The sequence below is a fragment of the Pseudomonas sp. AC255 genome (genome assembly GCF_979258175.1).
Genome location: NZ_OZ409841.1, coordinates 5,912,564 through 5,932,420, shown reverse-complemented (window position 1 = coordinate 5,932,420; position 19,857 = coordinate 5,912,564). Strand labels below are relative to the sequence as shown.

Here is a 19,857-nt window from a genome sequence, read left to right as displayed (position 1 = left end):
ACTTTGTCATGACCGAATTCAAACGAATCCCCCCGGAACAGGCGCAGGCCCTGCGTGAACAGGGCGCAGTCGTAGTCGACGTACGCGATCCGGCGACCTTTGCCGCGCTGCACATCAGCGGCTCCAAACATCTCGACAACCATTCCCTGCACGCTTTCATTCAAGGCGCCGACCTCGATGCACCGACCGTCGTGGTCTGCTACCACGGCAATTCCAGCCAAGGCGCAGCCGCCTATCTGGTCGGCCAGGGCTTCTCCGACGTCTACAGCATGGATGGCGGTTTCGAGCTATGGCGTACGACCTATCCTTCGGAAACCGCGCAAGGCACCGACGAATAATTTTTGCGCGGCGCAGGCCCCGGCTGCCATGGGCCTGCGCGCGGCAGACGAACGGTCTGCCACAACTAATTACGTATCTCGCCTTTACCTCTCGAATTCCCAACTATCCTTAAGCGCAGGCCATCCAAAACAGGGGAGAGCCGGTACACCGGCGCGCGGGTCATCGGGAGTAGCTTTCGCGGTTTGTCGACCGTGGGAGAATTCTGGGGGTAAACAGCAGCTGCCACAGCGACTGCTGCCAGCATCGACTGAGTGATCCGGCGTCGGCTCCACGTATCGAGCGAGGTGACGTCATGAGTATCTTTAGCCACTTCCAACAACGCTTCGAATCCACACGCCAGGAAGAACTCTCTCTGCAGGAGTACCTGGAGCTGTGCAAAAACGATCGCAGCGCCTACGTTTCCGCCGCCGAACGTCTGTTGATGGCGATCGGCGAACCGGAACTGCTCGACACTTCGACCAATTCGAGGCTGTCGCGCATCTTCTCCAACAAGGTGATCCGCCGCTATCCGGCCTTTGAAGACTTCCACGGGATGGAAGAATGCATCGACCAGATCGTCTCGTATTTCCGCCACGCCGCCCAAGGCCTGGAAGAGAAGAAACAGATTCTTTATCTGCTCGGCCCCGTTGGCGGCGGTAAATCGTCCCTGGCCGAGAAGCTGAAACAGCTGATGGAGAAAGTGCCCTTTTATGCCATCAAGGGCTCGCCGGTCTTCGAGTCGCCTCTGGGTCTGTTCAACGCCACCGAAGATGGCGCGATCCTCGAGGAAGATTTCGGCATTCCACGGCGCTACCTGAACACCATCATGTCGCCCTGGGCGACCAAGCGCCTGGCCGAATTCGGCGGCGACATCAGCCAGTTCCGCGTGGTCAAGCTGTACCCGTCGATCCTCAATCAGATTGCCGTGGCCAAGACCGAACCCGGTGACGAGAACAACCAGGACATCTCGGCGCTGGTCGGCAAGGTCGATATCCGCAAACTCGAAGAATTCCCACAGAACGACGCTGACGCCTATAGCTACTCCGGTGCGCTGTGCCGGGCCAACCAGGGCTTGATGGAATTCGTCGAAATGTTCAAGGCGCCGATCAAGGTGCTGCACCCATTGCTGACTGCTACCCAGGAGGGCAACTACAACAGTACCGAAGGCCTCGGCGCGATTCCGTTTACCGGCATCCTGCTGGCTCACTCCAATGAATCGGAGTGGCACACCTTCCGCAACAACAAGAACAACGAGGCGTTCATCGACCGGATCTACATCGTCAAAGTGCCGTACTGCCTGCGCGTCAGCGACGAAGTGAAGATCTACGACAAACTGCTTTTCAACAGTTCCCTGTCCAAGGCGCACTGCGCACCGGACACCCTGAAAATGCTCGCGCAGTTCACTGTGCTGTCGCGCCTCAAGGAGCCGGAAAACTCCAACATCTATTCGAAGATGCGCGTCTACGACGGCGAAAACCTGAAAGACACCGATCCGAAGGCCAAGTCGATTCAGGAGTACCGCGATTCGGCCGGTGTTGACGAAGGCATGAACGGTCTGTCGACCCGCTTCGCCTTCAAGATCCTCTCCAAGGTGTTCAACTTCGATCCGCATGAAATCGCCGCCAACCCGGTGCACCTGCTCTATGTGCTTGAACAACAGATCGAACAGGAACAGTTCCAGGCCGAAACCCGCGAACGTTACCTGCGCTATCTGAAGGAATACCTGGCGCCGCGCTACATCGAGTTTATCGGCAAGGAAATCCAGACCGCTTATCTGGAGTCCTACAGCGAATACGGCCAGAACATCTTCGATCGCTACGTGCTGTACGCGGATTTCTGGATTCAGGATCAGGAGTATCGCGACCCGGAAACCGGCGAGATCCTCAACCGCGTGGCCCTGAACGAAGAGCTGGAAAAAATCGAAAAACCGGCCGGAATCAGCAATCCGAAGGATTTCCGCAACGAGATCGTCAACTTTGTCCTGCGCGCCCGGGCCAACAACAACGGCAAGAACCCGACCTGGCTCAGCTACGAAAAACTGCGGGTGGTCATCGAGAAGAAAATGTTCTCCAACACCGAAGACCTGCTGCCCGTCATCAGCTTCAACGCCAAGGCCAGCAAGGAGGATCAGCAAAAACACAACGACTTCGTTACGCGAATGGTTGAACGTGGCTACACCGATAAACAGGTACGCCTGCTGTCCGAATGGTACCTGCGGGTCCGCAAGTCGCAGTGAGGCAGCTGCAAGCTATAAGCCACAAGCTGCAAGGAGAACGCGCGTGAATCCCCATCCGGGTGAATCGGCCTCTACTTGCAGCTTGCAGCTCAAAACTTGAAGCTCCCCGGAGGGGCCTTATGAGCTATGTGATCGACCGACGCCTCAATGGCAAAAACAAGAGCACGGTGAACCGCCAGCGTTTTCTGCGGCGTTACCGTGACCACATCAAAAAGGCTGTCGAAGAGGCAGTCAGTCGCCGCTCCATTACCGATATGGAGCACGGTGAACAGATCAGCATTCCCGGTCGCGACATCGACGAACCGGTGCTCCATCACGGACGCGGCGGCAAACAGACCGTGGTGCATCCCGGCAACAAAGAGTTCACGGCCGGTGAACATATCGCCCGTCCACCGGGCGGCGGCGGTGGGCGCGGTCCGGGCAAGGCGGGTAATTCCGGCGAAGGCATGGACGAGTTCGTCTTCCAGATCACTCAGGAAGAGTTCCTCGAGTTCATGTTCGAAGACCTGGAACTGCCGAATCTGGTCAAACGCAACCTGACCGGCACCGACACGTTCAAAACCGTCCGCGCCGGGATCAGTAACGAAGGTAACCCCTCACGCATCAATATCATTCGCACGTTGCGTTCGGCTCATGCGCGTCGTATCGCCCTGTCCGGCAGCAGCCGCGCGAAATTGCGCGAAACCAAGGATGAGCTGGCACGGCTCAAGTGCGAAGAACCGGACAACTTCGGCGATATCCAGGAACTCGAAGCTGAAATCGAGAAACTCAGCGCGCGCATTCACCGCGTGCCGTTCCTCGACACCTTCGACTTGAAATACAACCTGTTGGTCAAGCAACCCAACCCCAGCTCCAAAGCAGTGATGTTCTGCTTGATGGACGTGTCCGGTTCTATGACGCAGGCCACCAAGGACATCGCCAAGCGCTTTTTCATCCTGCTTTACCTGTTTCTCAAACGTAACTACGACAAGATCGACGTGGTGTTCATCCGTCACCACACCAGCGCCCGGGAAGTGGACGAAGAGGAGTTTTTCTATTCTCGTGAGACCGGCGGCACCATTGTTTCCAGCGCCCTGAAGCTGATGCAGGAAATCATGGCCGAGCGCTATCCGAGCAACGAGTGGAACATCTACGCCGCTCAGGCCTCCGACGGCGACAACTGGAACGACGATTCGCCGATCTGCCGCGACATCCTGATCAATCAGATCATGCCGTTTGTGCAGTACTACACTTACGTGGAGATCACCCCGCGCGAACATCAGGCCCTGTGGTACGAATACGAACGCATCGCCGAAGCCTTCTCTGACACGTTTGCCCAGCAGCAACTGGTCTCGGCCGGAGATATCTATCCGGTCTTCCGTGAACTCTTCCAGCGCAGGTTAGTGACATGACCGCCAAAGAGCAGAAGCGCCAACCCATTTCCACCGGCTCCGAATGGACATTCGAGCTGATCCAGACCTACGACCGCGAAATCGCCCGGATCGCGGCCCGCTACGCGCTGGATACCTATCCCAACCAGATTGAAGTGATTACCGCCGAGCAGATGATGGACGCCTATGCCTCGGTGGGCATGCCGCTGGGCTATCACCACTGGTCCTACGGCAAACACTTCCTCAGCACAGAGAAATCCTACAGTCGCGGACAGATGGGCCTGGCTTACGAGATCGTGATCAACTCCGACCCGTGCATCGCCTATCTGATGGAAGAAAACACCATCTGCATGCAGGCGCTGGTGGTGGCCCATGCCTGCTATGGCCACAACAGCTTCTTCAAGGGCAACTACCTGTTCCGTACCTGGACTGACGCCAGTTCGATCATCGATTACCTGGTGTTCGCCAAGCAGTACATCATGCAGTGCGAAGAGCGCCACGGCATCGATGCCGTGGAAGACCTGCTCGATTCCTGCCATGCCCTGATGAATTACGGTGTCGACCGCTACAAGCGCCCGTATCCGATTTCCGCCGAAGAAGAGCGCCGGCGGCAGAAGGATCGCGAAGAGCACATGCAGAAGCAGATCAATGATCTGTGGCGCACCATTCCCAAAGGCGCGGACAAATACAGCGACAAGGACAACGCCCGCTTCCCGGCCGAACCGCAGGAAAACATCCTCTATTTCATCGAGAAACACGCGCCGCTGCTGGAACCCTGGCAGCGCGAAATCGTGCGCATCGTGCGCAAGATCGCCCAGTATTTCTATCCGCAGCGCCAGACTCAGGTCATGAACGAAGGCTGGGCAACGTTCTGGCATTACACGCTGATGAATGATCTGTACGACGAGGGCCTGGTGACCGACGGTTTCATGATGGAATTCCTCACCTCGCACACCAGCGTGGTATTCCAGCCGGGTTTCGACAGTCCGTACTACAGCGGCATCAACCCCTATGCATTGGGTTTCGCCATGTACCGCGACATTCGGCGCATGTGCGAAGAGCCTACCGAAGAGGATCGCCGCTGGTTCCCGGACATCGCCGGTTCCGACTGGCTGTCGACCATCAAGTTCGCCATGAGCAGTTTCAAGGATGAGAGCTTCATCCTGCAGTACCTGTCGCCCAAGGTGATCCGTGATCTGAAGCTGTTCAGCATTCTCGATGACGACCAGAAAGACGACTTGCTGGTGCCGGCCATTCATGATGAGGGCGGCTACCGCATCATCCGTGAAACCCTGGCAGCGCAATACAACCTCGGCAATCGTGAGCCGAACGTGCAGATCTACAGCATCGATCGGCGGGGCGATCGCTCGCTGACCCTGCGCCATCAGCAGCACGACCGCAAACCCTTGGGCGACTCCACCGAAGAAGTCCTCAAGCACCTGCACCGGCTCTGGGGCTTCGACATTCATCTGGAAACCCTGCAAGGCGACCAGATCATGAAAACCCATCACGTGCCGCCACGCAGTGAACACAGCGAAGGCGATTACGGCCGGCTCGATCTGGCCGTGATTCATCTTTGATCCGGTTCCGGCCTCCGAAAGTCTGACGCAAGGGTTATCCTGTCGGACTGACGGAGGTTTTTATGCAGGTTTACAAGGTTGGCGGCGCAGTACGTGATCGCCTGTTGGGGTTGCCGGTCACTGACATCGACAGAGTCGTGGTGGGCGCCACCACGGAGGAAATGCTCGCCAGGGGATACCGCCCGGTTGGCGCCGATTTTCCGGTGTTTCTGCACCCCAAAACCGGTGAGGAATATGCCCTCGCCCGTACGGAACGCAAGAGTGGCCGGGGTTACGGCGGCTTCACCTTCTACGCAAGTCCCGAAGTGACGCTTGAAGAAGACCTGATTCGCCGCGACCTGACGATCAATGCCATGGCCGAGGACGATCAGCTCAACCTGACCGATCCGTACCATGGTCAGCGCGATCTCGAAGCACGAATCCTTCGCCATGTTTCCCCGGCGTTCGCCGAAGATCCGTTGCGAGTGCTGCGCGTTGCCCGTTTTGCTGCACGCTACGCAGGATTGGGCTTTACGGTCGCCGATGAAACCATGGACTTGATGCGCCAGCTCAGTGAGTCCGGCGAATTGCAGGCGCTGACTGCCGAACGTAGCTGGAAGGAGATTTCCCGGGCACTGATGGAAGATCATCCACAGGTGTTCATCCAGGTCTTGCGCGACTGTGGCGCACTCAAAGAGCTATTGCCGGAAGTCGACGCCTTGTTCGGCGTGCCGCAGCCAGAGACCCATCACCCGGAAATTGACACAGGCCTGCACACCCTGAGCGTGCTGGAGCAATCAGCCCTGCACAAACAACCACTGACGGTGCGCTGGGCCTGCCTGCTGCATGACCTGGGCAAAGGCCTGACGCCGGAAGATGAGTGGCCCAGGCATATCGCCCATGAGCACACCGGGCTGAAGCTGATTAAAGCGGTCAACGAGCGCTTCAAGGTCCCCAAGGACTGTCAGGAACTGGCGCTGCTGGTGGGGCAGTACCACACCCATGGGCACCGGGCGCTCGAGTTGAAAGCCTCGACGCTGCTGGAGTTGCTGCAAAGTTTCGATATCTATCGCCGGCCACAGCGCTTCGAGGAATTTATCGCCGCGTGCGAGATGGACGCCCGTGGCCGCAAGGGCCTGGAGCAGCGCAGTTATCCACAGGCGGATTATTTGCGCGGAGCGGCGAAAGCTGCGCGAGCGGTGGCGGTGCAGCCGTTGCTGGAGCAGGGATTCAAGGGGCCGGAACTGGGCGAAGCGCTGAAGCGGGAACGACTGAAGGCGTTGAAAGCCTACAAAGAGGCGGCGACAGCCTGATAAAAAACTTCGCGAGCAGGCTCGCTCCCACAGGAGACCTCGATCCAATGTGGGAGCGAGCCTGCTCGCGAAAGCGCATTTGATATCACCGCAAATCCGAAGGCGTGAGCTGCTCCCCCCGCCATTCGAACGCAACCGGCGCCAACACCTGATCAATCTGCGCCTCGGCCCACAACATCGCAAAGCTCTTGCCCACTCCCGGATGCACCCGATCCGGCGCAATCAACGACAGCGGCCACAGCACAAAGGCATTTTTCAGGATTTCCGCACGCGGCAGCATCAATCCATCGAAATTACCCACCAGATCGCCATACAGCAGCACGTCGATATCCAGCGGCAGACCTTTGCGATCCGGGGCATAACGACCGTTGTCCGCCTCGATGAATTTCAAGCGGCGGTCGAGCTCCATCAATGGCAGATCGGTGTAGGCCGAGACCACGAAATTGAAGAACGGCCCGCTCTTGATGCCCACCGGTTGGCTCTCGAACACCGCCGAACAACGGATATCCACCAGGAACGTGGCCAGCGCATCGAGACCGGCGCGCAAATGGGTTTCGCGCTCGATATTGCTACCGAGCCCGAGGTAGACCTGAGTCAGCGACATCCGCGCTCGATCTCCACACCCACACCACCCTTGGCCGCTGGAACGGCGCCCGGTTTGGTCAGTTTCAGTCGCACCCAGGTGATCTTGAATTCGGCCATCAGCACTTCAACCAGACGCTCGGCGAAGGTTTCGACCAGCTGGAACTGCGCCTGCTCGGCGAAGGCCTGAATGCGCGTGGAAACACTGGCGTAATCGAGCGCCAGGGTCAGGTCGTCACCGGCGGCGGCCGGGCGATTGTCCCAGGCGAAGCTCAGATCAAGACGCAGGCACTGACGGATGCCGCGCTCCCAGTCGTAGGCACCGATCACGGTGTCGACTTCCAGGCCCTCGATAAACACTCTGTCCAAGCACTTCTCTCCGCTGCACGACAAGGGCGCGATGCGCCGTTAGAATCAGGGCGTCCTCGCCCGGAATAGTTAGCATGTTTTGGCTACTGGCGATTCTCGCCTACCTGCTCGGCTCGCTGTCCTTTGCCATTTTGCTCAGCCGCCTGACCGGAAATCCGGATCCGCGAATGAGTGGCTCGGGTAATGCCGGCGCCACCAACATGCTGCGCCTGGCCGGTCGCAAACTGGCGATCCTGACCCTGCTCGGTGATCTGTGCAAAGGCCTGCTGCCGGTGCTGATCGCCTCGGGCGCGGGCCTTTCAGTGCAGGATCAGGCCTGGATTGGCGTATGCGCCGTGATCGGTCACCTGTTCCCTTTGTACTTTCGCTTTCGTGGCGGCAAAGGCGTTGCCACTGCCGCCGGCATGCTGCTCGGCCTGTATCCACCCGCCGCGCTGCTGGCAGTATGTGCCTGGCTACTGACGTTTTACCTGACCCGCACCAGCTCGCTGGCGGCGCTGATTGCCACGCCACTGACCCTGCCGTTGCTGGCCTGGCAGGAGCCGGAAGCCTTGCTGCCAATGAGCGCGCTGACCTTGCTGATTGTCTGGCGCCATCGCGGCAATCTACGCGACCTGTTTGCCGGGCGCGAACGGCATTTCTGACTGCCGTCCATGAGCGTCGCTCATTACAGCGCCGACAACTGCTCCATTGGCCAGCGTGCCTGCACGGTGATTGCCAGACTTTCCTGCTGACCGGCCTTCAGGCGCTGGCAACCGGCAAATGCGATCATCGCGCCATTGTCGGTGCAGAACTCCGGGCGCGCATAGAACACATCACCCTTCATATCGCCGAGCATCTTTTCCAGCGAAACCCGCAACGCCTTGTTGGCGCTGACGCCGCCGGCAATCACCAGCCGCTTCATGCCTGCCTGTTTCAGGGCGCGCTTGCACTTGATGGTCAAAGTCTCCACCACGGCCTGCTGGAACGCCAGCGCGATGTCGCAACGGGCTTGCTCGCCGTCGTCCCCGGCGCTGACGCATTGCTGCCAGGTATTGAGGGCGAAGGTTTTCAAGCCGCTGAAACTGAAGTCCAGACCCGGGCGATCACACATCGGACGCGGAAAGGTGAAACGTCCTGCGACGCCCTTCTCGGCCAGCTTGGCGATTTCCGGCCCACCGGGGTAATTGAGGCCCATCATCTTTGCGGTTTTGTCGAAGGCTTCACCGGCCGCATCGTCGAGCGTCTCGCCGAGCAGGCTGTATTGACCAATGCCGTCGACCTGAACCAACTGCGTATGGCCACCGGAAACCAACAAAGCGACGAACGGAAATTCCGGCGGTTTCGGCTCCAGCATCGGCGCCAGCAAGTGGCCTTCCATGTGGTGCACGCCAAGCGCCGGAATGCCCCAGGCAAACGCCAGCGCCTGCGCGCAGGACGCACCCACCAGCAGCGCGCCGACCAGGCCAGGACCTGCGGTGTAGGCGATTGCGTCGATCTCGGTCGGCACACAGTCGGCCTCGGCCAACACCTGACGGATCAAGGGCAGCATGCGTTTGACGTGGTCACGCGAGGCCAGCTCCGGCACCACACCGCCATAGACACGGTGCAGGTCTATCTGACTGAACAGCGCATCGGCCAGCAGACCGCGTTCACTGTCATACAATGCGACGCCGGTTTCGTCGCAGGAGGTTTCTAATCCCAGTACTAGCATGGGTTTGCGCCTTGTTTAGGCTGAATTCGAAGGCGCGCATAATAGTCGCCACGTGATGCCCCGACCAGCGGTTTTCGATCAGAGGCTTTGCATTCCGAGCGATGAGGGGTTAACATCCGCAACCCTTAAAAACCGACGTCTTCAAGTGCTCTTTTGCCGCGAGGATGTTGACCCCGGTAATGAATGAAGGTAGCTCTGGATGCCAGCCGTCAAAGTAAAAGAGAACGAACCCTTCGACGTAGCTCTGCGTCGTTTCAAGCGCTCCTGCGAAAAAGCCGGTGTACTGGCTGAAGTTCGTAGCCGCGAATTTTACGAGAAGCCAACTTCTGAGCGTAAGCGCAAAGCAGCAGCTGCTGTTAAGCGTCACGCCAAGAAAGTTCAGCGCGAACAGCGCCGCGCCGTTCGTCTGTACTAATCCACAGACGTTCGTAGCAAGCTTCTTGCCTAAGCCCGGCCCTCAGCCGGGCTAATGGCATTTGCGTAAAACGCTTGATGCTTCACCGTCGACGCCGCCGATGCGACCGAGACAAATCTGCTTCACCGCGTCAGGCCTGGCTCTTTTGCCAGCGGTGCACGTCTTTTCTGACGAGCCTTTCAAGGCTACTGACGAGCACACCCACTGATTCCTCTTACGACGATCAGCCCAAGGCACCTGCATGCGTGCCCGCTTTATTGAGCTATCCGAGGTCGACAACCGGCCGTCAGCGGATTCAGCGCAACACTTTCACATAGTCGAAGACTGATAGGTACTAACGTCAGTGGATTTTCGGCAGATACACTTCCCGACAGCGATTACGCAGACGACACCGGTCGAGCCGCACTTTTTGTGCGTTTCCAGCAATGGCCCGCGTCCGACGGCCTGTCGCAACGGATTTATTGCAGCGCAGACGACGAGAACGCCATGGCCGGGCTGATTCCCCAGAGCTTCATTGACGACCTGCTGAACCGCACCGACATCGTCGACGTGGTCAGCTCGCGCGTGCAATTGAAGAAGGCCGGCAAGAACTACACCGCCTGCTGCCCGTTCCATAAAGAGAAAACCCCGTCATTCAGCGTCAGCCCCGACAAACAGTTCTATTACTGCTTCGGTTGCGGCGCCGGCGGCAACGCCCTCGGCTTTCTCATGGATCACGACAATCTGGATTTCCCCCAGGCTGTCGAAGATCTGGCCAAAGCCGCCGGCATGGAAATCCCCCGCGAAGAAAGCGGCCGCGAGCGCAAGCCGCGCCAGCCGACCGATTCGCCGCTGTACCCGCTGCTGACCGCCGCTGCTGATTTCTACCGGCAGGCACTCAAGAGTCATCCGTCGCGCAAGGCTGCGGTGGATTACCTCAAGGGGCGGGGTCTGACGGGCGAGATCGCCCGGGATTTCGGCCTCGGTTTTGCCCCGCCGGGCTGGGACAACCTGCTCAAGCATCTGAGCAGCGACACCCTGCAACAGAAAGCCATGATCGAAGCCGGCCTGCTGATCGAGAACGCCGAAACCGGCAAGCGCTATGATCGCTTCCGCGATCGCGTGATGTTCCCGATCCGCGACACCCGCGGACGGATCATCGCCTTCGGCGGCCGCGTACTGGGCGACGACAAGCCCAAGTACCTGAACTCACCGGAAACTCCGGTATTCCATAAAGGCCAGGAACTCTACGGCCTCTATGAAGCGCGCAAGAACAATCGCAACCTCGATGAAATCATCGTTGTCGAGGGTTACATGGACGTCATCGCCCTCGCCCAGCAAGGCTTGCGCAATGCCGTCGCCACGCTGGGTACCGCGACCAGCGAAGAACACCTCAAGCGCCTGTTCCGCGTCGTGCCGAACGTATTGTTCTGCTTCGACGGCGACCAGGCCGGCCGCAACGCAGCCTGGCGCGCACTGGAAGCGACCCTGCCGTGCCTGCAGGACGGTCGTCGCGCGCGGTTCCTGTTTTTGCCCGAAGGCGAAGACCCGGACACCCTGGTTCGCGCCGAAGGCACCGATGCTTTCAAGGCGCGCATCAATCAGCACGCGCAGCCGCTGGCCGATTATTTTTTCCAGCAACTGACCGAAGAAGCCGACCCGCGCTCTCTTGAGGGCAAGGCACACATGGCCACCCTCGCCGCACCATTGATCGACAAGGTGCCGGGAGCGAACCTGCGCATCCTCATGCGTCAGCGCCTGACCGAGATTACCGGCCTGAGCAGCGAGACCGTCAGCCAATTGGTTCAGAGTGCGCCGCAGGAAGCACCGCCCGCCTACGATCCGGGCTTCGATTATGACGCCATGCCGGACTACAGCGACTACCATCAGCCGCAGGCACAGGACATGTATGTGCCGCAGCAGGAATGGACGCCGAAGAAACCCGGCGCCGGCGGCAAGAAGTGGGACAAGAAACCGTGGGACAAGAACGGCAAACGTGGTGGCGATCGCGAACAGCAGCGCCCGCGTACGCCGATTGGCGTTGAATCGCCAACCCTGACGGCACTGCGAACATTGCTCCATCATCCGCAACTGGCCAAGCGCGTCGAAGACGCCGGGCACATTGCCGATGAAAATCAGACCAACGCCCAGCTGCTTGTGGCGCTGCTCGAAGCCGTACAGAAGAATCCCAAGCTAAACTCATTTCAGCTGATCGCGCGATGGCACGGTACTGAACAGGGTCGCTTGCTCAAGGCGCTGGCAGAAAAGGAATGGCTGATTGACGGAGATAACCTTGAACAACAGTTTTTCGACACCATTACTAGCTTGTCCGCCCGCCAACGCGAGCGAAATCTCGAACAGTTACTCAGGAAAGCGCGGCAAAGCGAACTGAGCGTCGAAGAGAAAAATCAACTGCGCGACCTTTTAAGTCGCAATGTTTCCGCATCAAACCCGACCTCAACTGGCGCGTGAGGTCATAGCTCAGGTATAATCCTCGGCTTGTTTTTTGCCCGCCAAGACCTTCAGTGGATAGGGTGTTATGTCCGGAAAAGCGCAACAGCAGTCTCGTATTATTGAGTTGATCAAACTGGGTCGTGAGCAGAAGTATCTGACTTACGCCGAGGTCAACGACCACCTGCCCGAGGATATTTCAGATCCGGAGCAGGTGGAAGACATCATCCGCATGATTAACGACATGGGGATCCCCGTACACGAGAGTGCTCCGGATGCGGACGCCCTTATGTTGGCCGACGCCGATACCGACGAGGCCGCTGCGGAAGAAGCAGCCGCTGCGTTGGCGGCGGTGGAGACCGATATCGGTCGCACCACTGACCCGGTGCGCATGTACATGCGTGAAATGGGTACGGTCGAGCTTCTGACCCGTGAAGGCGAAATCGAAATCGCCAAGCGGATCGAAGAAGGCATTCGTGAAGTGATGAGCGCGATTGCGCACTTCCCAGGCACGGTTGACCACATTCTCTCCGAGTACACCCGCGTCACCACCGAAGGTGGTCGCCTGTCCGACGTCCTGAGCGGTTATATCGACCCGGACGACGGCATCGCGCCGCCTGCGGCAGAAGTGCCGCCGCCGGTTGACCCGAAAGCCGTCAAGGCCGACGACGATACCGACGACGATGATGCCGAATCTTCCGACGACGAAGAAGAAGCCGAAAGCGGTCCGGATCCGGTCATCGCTGCGCAGCGCTTCGGCGCCGTCGCCGACCAGATGGAAATCACCCGCAAGGCCCTGAAAAAGCACGGTCGTCACAACAGGGCAGCGGTTGCCGAGTTGCTGGCCCTGGCCGAGCTGTTCATGCCGATCAAACTGGTGCCGAAGCAATTCGAAGCCCTGGTCGAGCGTGTACGCAGTGCCCTGGATCGCCTGCGTCAGCAAGAGCGCGCGATCATGCAGCTGTGCGTACGTGATGCACGTATGCCGCGCGCCGATTTCCTGCGTCAGTTCCCGGGCAACGAAGTCGACGAAAGCTGGTCCGACGCCCTGGCCAAAGGCAAGAGCAAGTACGCCGAAGCCATCGGTCGCGTGCAGCCGGACATCATCCGTTGCCAGCAGAAGCTGATTGCGCTGGAAACCGAGACCGGCCTGACCATTGCTGAAATCAAGGACATCAACCGTCGCATGTCGATCGGTGAGGCCAAGGCCCGCCGCGCGAAGAAAGAGATGGTTGAAGCCAACCTGCGTCTGGTGATCTCGATCGCCAAGAAGTACACCAACCGCGGTCTGCAATTCCTCGATCTGATCCAGGAAGGCAACATCGGTCTGATGAAGGCGGTGGACAAGTTCGAATACCGTCGTGGCTACAAGTTCTCGACTTATGCCACCTGGTGGATCCGTCAGGCGATCACTCGCTCGATCGCCGACCAGGCCCGCACCATCCGTATTCCGGTGCACATGATCGAGACGATCAACAAGCTCAACCGTATTTCCCGGCAGATGCTGCAGGAAATGGGTCGCGAACCGACTCCGGAAGAGCTGGGCGAACGCATGGAAATGCCTGAGGACAAGATCCGCAAGGTACTGAAGATCGCCAAAGAGCCGATCTCCATGGAAACCCCGATCGGTGATGACGAAGACTCCCATCTGGGCGACTTCATCGAAGACTCGACCATGCAGTCGCCAATCGATGTCGCCACAGTGGAAAGCCTGAAGGAAGCGACTCGCGAAGTGCTGTCCGGCCTCACTGCCCGTGAAGCCAAGGTACTACGCATGCGTTTCGGTATCGACATGAACACCGACCACACGCTCGAAGAGGTGGGCAAACAGTTTGACGTAACGCGTGAGCGGATCCGTCAGATCGAAGCCAAGGCGCTGCGCAAGCTGCGCCACCCGACGCGAAGCGAGCATCTGCGCTCCTTCCTCGACGAGTGATACCAGAACCCCGGCCCAGGCCGGGGGTTTTGTTTTATGGCAGATTAAATTCCCCGCTCCGCCCTCCCCGTCGCGTACCCCGTCTACACTCGAAACAATCATCCCAAGCCCTGACGAGAGCGTTATGCCCAGACTGGCGCCCGTGCTTTTTCTGCTGTCATTGATGATCTGCACCGCCACGGCTGACGCGCTGACTCTCACCGATGAAGAACGCAGCTGGCTGGCGGCTCACCCTGACTTGCGCCTGGGTGTTGATGCATCGTGGCCGCCCTTCGAGTTCCGTGACGATCAGAACCGCTATCAGGGCCTGGCTGCCGACTATATCGAGGTGATCCGTGAACGTCTGGCAATCAAGCTGACGCCCATCGAGCCAGCAAGCTGGACAGTGGTGCTGGAGCAGGTGAAAAAAGGCAAAATCGATTTGCTGCCGGGAATCATGTCCACGCCGGAGCGCCAGAACTATCTGTCGTTTACCCGGCCGTACCTCGACTTCCCGATCGTCATCCTCGCTCATGTCGGCGGCGCCCAGCCGCGCAAACTCGACGACCTGTACGGTCTGAAAATCGCCGTAGTGGAAAACTATGCCCCCCACGAACTGCTGCGCACTCACCATCCCGATCTGAATCTGGTGGCCATGCCCAATGTCAGTTCGGCGCTGCAAGCCCTGGCGACCGATGAAGTGGACGCGGTGGTCGGCGATCTGGCTTCGAGCGTGTGGAGCCTGCGCCAGCTCAAACTCGACGGCCTCTACGTCAGCGGCGAAACCCCGTATCGTTATCAACTGGCAATGGCCGTGCCTCGCGATAACAAGATGTTGGTGGGCATCCTCGATAAAGTCCTGGCCGACATGACACCGGCGGAAATCAGCAGCATTCAGGAACATTGGGTCGGTAATGTGCTCGACCACCGCACGTTCTGGTCGGACCTGCTGATGTATGGCCTGCCCGGTCTGTTGTTGTTGATGACGGTGCTGGCCGTGGTGATTCGCATCAACCGTCGCCTGAGCTCGGAAATCTCCCGGCGCATCGACCTCGAACAGGAATTGCGCAGCAGCGAATATCACTACCGTGGCCTGGTGGAGAGCTTGTCGGCGATCGCCTGGGAAGCGCGGATGAGCGACTTCACCTACAGCTATGTGTCGCCCCATGCTGAAGACCTGCTCGGGTATCCACAGTCTCACTGGCTGATTCCGGGTTTCTGGCACAACATCATTCACCCGGCCGACCTGACCCGCACGCAAAACTATTGCAGGAAGCGCTGCGCCAGGGCCGCGATCACATCGTCGATTATCGCGTGATCACCGCCGACGGCCGCTGCCTGTGGGTGCGCGACATTGTCAGCCTGATCGAGCATGGCCACGAACCGGTGATGCGCGGGTTGATGATCGATATCAGCGAAATCAAACGCACCGAAGAGGCGCTGCGCCTGTCCGAGCAGAAGTTCGCTTCGGTGTTCGAGCAATGCCCGGACATTCTGGTGATTGCACGCCTGTCCGACGGCTGCCTGCTGGAGGTCAACGAGGCCTTCGAGGAGCAGATCGGCCTCAGGGCCGAGGACGTGATCGGGCAGACCGCCACCAACCTCAATATCTGGGGCATTGCCGGGGTCGGGCCGGGCCTCTTGCAGCGTTTGCAGGCCGGCAGCATCCGTAATCTGGAAATGCCCTTTCGCCGCAACAACGGCCAACTGTTCACCGGGCTGATTTCCGCCGAGCCCTTCGACCTCGATACCACACCGGCGCTGGTGGTGGTAGTTCGCGACATCAGCCAGCTCAAGGAAACCCAACAACAACTGCAAACCTCTGAAGAGAAGTTCGCCAAGGCTTTCCATGCGTCGCCGGATGGCCTGTTGCTGTCGCGCCAGAGCGACGGCCTGCTGTTGGAGGTCAACGAAGGTTTTAGTCGTATCACTGGTTTCAACAGCGCCATGTCGGTGGATCGTTCAACGCTGGATCTGGGCATCTGGGTCAACCTCAACGAACGCAAACAGATGCTCGATCTGCTAAAGCGCGACGGGTTTGTCCGCGACTTCACATGCCACATCCGTCGCAGCGACGGGCAGATTCGCCTGTGCGAAGTGTCCAGTCGCCCGCTGCCGATCGGCGACGAGGATTGCATGCTGACCATCGCCCGCGACATCACCGAACGCCATCTCATGCAGGAAAAACTGCAGCAGGCCGCGACCGTTTTCGAGAGCACCGCCGAGGGCGTGTTGATCACCGATACTCAACAACACATCAGCGCCGTCAATCGCGCTTTCACCGAAATCACCGGTTACAGCGAAAGTGAAGCGCTGGGCCACACGCCACGCTTGCTGGCGTCAGGGCTGCATGACAGCGCTTTCTACGCGGCGATGTGGCACCAATTGACCGACGAAGGCCACTGGCAGGGCGAGATTTCCAACCGGCGCAAGAACGGCGAGCTGTACCCAAGCTGGCTGACCATCAGCGCCGTGCGCAATCGCGACAAGTTCATCACCCACTTCGTCGCGGTGTTCGCCGATATTTCCAGCCTCAAGCATGCCCAGGCCAAGCTTGATTACCAGGCTCACCACGACCCGCTCACCGGCTTGCCAAACCGCACCTTGTTCGAGAGCCGCCTGCAAATGGCCCTGACCAGCCAGCAGGAAAATGGCGGCCAGGGTGCCGTGCTGTTTCTCGATCTCGACCGTTTCAAACACATCAACGACAGCCTCGGCCACCCGGTCGGCGACCTGTTGCTCAAGGGCATCGCCGTGCGCTTGAAAGAACAATTGCGCGATATCGACACGGTCGCGCGATTGGGCGGCGACGAGTTCATCATTCTGCTGCCGGGCCTGCAGCAAGCCAGCGATGCCGACAACATCGCGACGAAACTGCTCAACTGCTTCGGTGCGCCGTTCCAGGCCGGCGAACACGAGTTTTTATCAGCGCGAGCATCGGCACCAGCCTCTATCCCCGCGACGGCTGCGATGTCGCCACCCTGGTGAAAAACGCCGACGCGGCGATGTACCGCTCCAAAGCCAAGGGGCGTAACCGCGTCGAAAGCTACACCCGCGACCTCACCGCCCAGGCCAGCGAGCGCGTAGCGCTGGAACACGAACTGCGCCGCGCCATCGAGCGCGATGAGCTGTTTCTCTATTACCAACCGAAAATCAGCCTGGTCGACCACAGTCTGGTCGGTGCAGAGGCGCTGATTCGCTGGCGCCACCCAACCTTCGGCGACGTGCCGCCCGAGCATTTCATTCCGCTGGCCGAAGAGAACGGCATGATCCTGCAGATCGGTGACTGGGTGCTCGAAACCGCTTGCCGGCAAATGTTCGAGTGGAGTCGGATCTACCAACCGCTCGGGCCGCTCTCGGTAAACCTCGCTGGCGCACAGCTGCGTCAGCCGAACCTGTTGGTGCGCATCGAGCAACTGCTCAAGGACAACCGCCTCAGGCCGGATTTACTGCAACTGGAAATTACCGAGAATTTCATCATGAGTCAGGCCGAAGAGGCGCTGGCAGTGCTGCACCAGCTCAAACACCTCGGCGTGCAACTGGCGATCGATGACTTCGGCACCGGCTACTCGTCGCTCAGCTATCTCAAACGCCTGCCGCTGGACATCCTCAAGATCGACCAGTCCTTCGTCCGCGGACTGCCTGACGATCCCCACGACGCGGCCATTGTGCGCGCCATCATCGCGCTCGGTCGCAGCATGCAATTCACCGTGATTGCCGAAGGCGTGGAAACCCAGGCGCAACAACAATTCCTCGCTGCTGAAGGGTGCGAACAGATCCAGGGCTACATCGTCAGCCTGCCGCTGCCCCCGGACGAATTCGCCGCGACGTTTCTGCATGTAACCGTATCGGATTTTTCGGATAGCACAGCCGCGAAACCGTCGCTATAATCCGCGGCCTACTGAGGGCCTATAGCTCAGTTGGTTAGAGCAGAGGACTCATAATCCTTTGGTCCACGGTTCGAGTCCGTGTGGGCCCACCAAATTGAAAAGCCGCGCTGAATGCGCGGCTTTTTTGTGGGCGAGTGGTTGGGTTTCGTCTCGGCGGGCGCAATGTTCGGAAGACCTAACCAGAGCTGTAGGAAAGATCCTAAGCTGCGGTTTTGAGCGGTTAGACATCTGTTGATGATGTCTTCGCAGGGATACTCTCGAGACGTCGCTGCTTATCAGCGACCGGGCTTGGAAATCCCTACAAATCAATACGTCCGGCGACAGTAACAATGGAATGGAAAGACCTGATTATTGGCGGACGCAGATATTGCATGGCGCATCTACAGCCTTTTGAACAGACATTTGAAGTGGCGGAGCAGCAGCTTGTCGTCAGGTTTGAATTCGGGTTCCACTGTTTTACCGATGACAAAGGTCACGGTCAGCCATTAAGACACAGAGGAGAAGCTCGGTATTTCTGTGCGGACCGCCACTACTACAGCAGCCAGATCACGGACTACCTGCAAAAACGCTTTTTCAAAGGCCTGGCGGTGCCCTTCTACGTCGAAAACAGTCAGCGCTATTACTGCCTTGATTTGCATGACTACGCGGTCTTTTTTTCGATCAGCAAGCCGCAAAATACAACAAACTTTCTCAAACTCCGGATCATTTCCGCCTACGAGGTCGCTGAATGGGGACGCTCGAAGCTGCCAAAAGGAAAACCACATAACGTCCGCTACATTCTGGAAATGCGTAGCGCGGGGAAATCCGTGTGAGAGAAAGCAAAAAGCCCCGATGCTTGCGCAACGGGGCTTTCTGTAAATCTGAAATATCGGCCTGTCCTTTTACGGTTTCCCGCTTATCCCGCTCACTGGCTAGGAGTGGCTTGCGCCACCGAAATCAACACCCTTTGCTTACAAAGTTCCGGTCTGTGCTGACGTACCGATCATAGCCCTTGAACCTGACAAGAGCAACCGTCACAGCCGTTATCCCTCTCATCGAGCGATGGGTTCCAAATATGCCCCAATGCGCTTGACCCTGTACCATCGGCAATCTCATCGCCCACGCCATCGGAGCCCACCTTGCCAGACACCCGCCAACCCATCCTCGACGAAATCGACCGCCAGCTAATCGCCGCGCTGCAAATCAACGCCCGCGAAAGCGTGGCCATGCTCGCCCGTCAGCTAGGCATTGCTCGCACGACGGTGACGTCGCGCCTGGCCCGGCTGGAAAAGGCCAGAGTGATCACCGGTTATGGCGTGCGTCTTGGTCAGCGTGTGGTCGATGGTGGCTTGCAGGCGTACGTCGGGATCAAGGTGCAGCCGCGTTCCGGCAAGGACGTGTTGCGGCGTTTGAGTGCGATGGCGCAGGTGCAGCAGTTGTGTGCGGTGAGTGGCGAGTTTGATTATGTGGCGTGGTTACGCACCGACTCACCGGAGCAGCTCGATCAGTTGCTGGATCAGATTGGCAGCGTCGATGGGGTGGAGAAGACCACGACGTCGATCATTCTGAGTAGCAAGATAGATCGGGGTCAGCCGGTTTAAGATTTTGATCGAGCTTCTCGGGTGAATTTCAGAGCCTCTTCGCGAGCAGGCTCGCTCCCACACTTTGGTCGGTATGCAGCCTGCAATCGTCAATCTGCACAATAATCATGCAAAATGACGACACATTGCGCCTTATTAACGCGCTCCACGCTCCCTAGAATGGCTGACATCTTTTCCTATACTCAGA

General features: G+C 58.8%; 14 protein-coding genes, 1 tRNA gene and 1 pseudogene. 13 read left to right on the top strand and 3 right to left on the bottom strand.

What is annotated here, in order from left to right:
- Window positions 1–8: 8 nt before the first annotated feature.
- The 5 genes from glpE (at window position 9) to ACZZ0K_RS26695 (ending at window position 6,796) form a co-directional block, all read left to right on the top strand.
- Window positions 9–338: a thiosulfate sulfurtransferase GlpE gene (gene glpE, locus ACZZ0K_RS26715; RefSeq protein ID WP_056786663.1), complete on the top strand. Its 330-nt coding sequence runs from the start codon at window positions 9–11 to the stop codon at window positions 336–338.
- 293 nt (window positions 339–631) lie between these two features.
- Window positions 632–2,554, top strand: a complete 1,923-nt coding sequence (locus tag ACZZ0K_RS26710) for a PrkA family serine protein kinase (protein ID WP_016772892.1) — start codon at window positions 632–634, stop codon at window positions 2,552–2,554.
- A gap of 119 nt (window positions 2,555–2,673) precedes the next feature.
- On the top strand, window positions 2,674–3,945 hold the full coding sequence (locus ACZZ0K_RS26705; protein ID WP_258707269.1) for a YeaH/YhbH family protein: 1,272 nt from the start codon (window positions 2,674–2,676) through the stop codon (window positions 3,943–3,945).
- Entirely contained in the window at window positions 3,942–5,504 is a 1,563-nt protein-coding gene (locus tag ACZZ0K_RS26700; RefSeq protein ID WP_024014545.1) for a SpoVR family protein, read from the top strand. Before ACZZ0K_RS26705 ends, ACZZ0K_RS26700 begins: the two co-directional genes overlap by 4 nt.
- 62 nt (window positions 5,505–5,566) lie before the next feature.
- Entirely contained in the window at window positions 5,567–6,796 is a 1,230-nt protein-coding gene (locus ACZZ0K_RS26695; RefSeq protein WP_258707270.1) for a multifunctional CCA addition/repair protein, read from the top strand.
- 85 nt (window positions 6,797–6,881) lie between these two features.
- Here the strand turns inward: ACZZ0K_RS26695 and folK are convergent, their stop codons facing one another.
- Window positions 6,882–7,400: a 2-amino-4-hydroxy-6-hydroxymethyldihydropteridine diphosphokinase gene (gene folK, locus ACZZ0K_RS26690; protein WP_095181407.1), complete on the bottom strand. Its 519-nt coding sequence runs from the start codon at window positions 7,398–7,400 to the stop codon at window positions 6,882–6,884.
- Window positions 7,391–7,747: a dihydroneopterin aldolase gene (gene folB / locus ACZZ0K_RS26685; protein ID WP_016772885.1), complete on the bottom strand. Its 357-nt coding sequence runs from the start codon at window positions 7,745–7,747 to the stop codon at window positions 7,391–7,393. The genes folK and folB overlap by 10 nt, the downstream gene beginning before the upstream one ends.
- A 74-nt stretch (window positions 7,748–7,821) precedes the next feature.
- Here folB and plsY point away from each other — a divergent pair, with 74 nt between their 5' ends.
- Window positions 7,822–8,391, top strand: coding sequence for a glycerol-3-phosphate 1-O-acyltransferase PlsY (plsY, locus tag ACZZ0K_RS26680; RefSeq protein WP_041476705.1), 570 nt, complete (start codon window positions 7,822–7,824; stop codon window positions 8,389–8,391).
- 23 nt (window positions 8,392–8,414) lie between these two features.
- Here the strand turns inward: plsY and tsaD are convergent, their stop codons facing one another.
- Entirely contained in the window at window positions 8,415–9,440 is a 1,026-nt protein-coding gene (gene tsaD / locus ACZZ0K_RS26675; RefSeq protein ID WP_039757706.1) for a tRNA (adenosine(37)-N6)-threonylcarbamoyltransferase complex transferase subunit TsaD, read from the bottom strand.
- 199 nt (window positions 9,441–9,639) lie between these two features.
- On the opposite strand from tsaD, the gene rpsU reads away from it, so the two are divergent.
- From rpsU to ACZZ0K_RS26640, 7 genes and pseudogenes are all read left to right on the top strand, one after another.
- Entirely contained in the window at window positions 9,640–9,855 is a 216-nt protein-coding gene (gene rpsU, locus ACZZ0K_RS26670; RefSeq protein ID WP_002551877.1) for a 30S ribosomal protein S21, read from the top strand.
- A gap of 486 nt (window positions 9,856–10,341) precedes the next feature.
- The gene (gene dnaG, locus ACZZ0K_RS26665) at window positions 10,342–12,306 is read left to right on the top strand and encodes a DNA primase (protein WP_150743558.1); all 1,965 of its coding nucleotides are present in this window, start codon (window positions 10,342–10,344) and stop codon (window positions 12,304–12,306) included.
- Window positions 12,307–12,373: 67 nt separating this feature from the next.
- Window positions 12,374–14,221 carry an RNA polymerase sigma factor RpoD gene (gene rpoD, locus ACZZ0K_RS26660; RefSeq protein ID WP_258707271.1) on the top strand — a complete coding sequence of 616 codons (1,848 nt, stop codon included), beginning with the start codon at window positions 12,374–12,376 and terminating at the stop codon, window positions 14,219–14,221.
- 124 nt (window positions 14,222–14,345) lie between these two features.
- Window positions 14,346–18,090 (top strand): annotated as a pseudogene (locus ACZZ0K_RS26655) (bifunctional diguanylate cyclase/phosphodiesterase).
- Window positions 18,091–18,105: 15 nt separating this feature from the next.
- Window positions 18,106–18,182, top strand: a tRNA-Ile gene (locus ACZZ0K_RS26650).
- 279 nt (window positions 18,183–18,461) lie between these two features.
- Window positions 18,462–18,902, top strand: coding sequence for a hypothetical protein (locus ACZZ0K_RS26645; protein WP_309475383.1), 441 nt, complete (start codon window positions 18,462–18,464; stop codon window positions 18,900–18,902).
- A gap of 306 nt (window positions 18,903–19,208) precedes the next feature.
- Entirely contained in the window at window positions 19,209–19,670 is a 462-nt protein-coding gene (locus ACZZ0K_RS26640; protein WP_041476707.1) for an Lrp/AsnC family transcriptional regulator, read from the top strand.
- The last annotated feature ends 187 nt before the right edge of the window (window positions 19,671–19,857 follow it).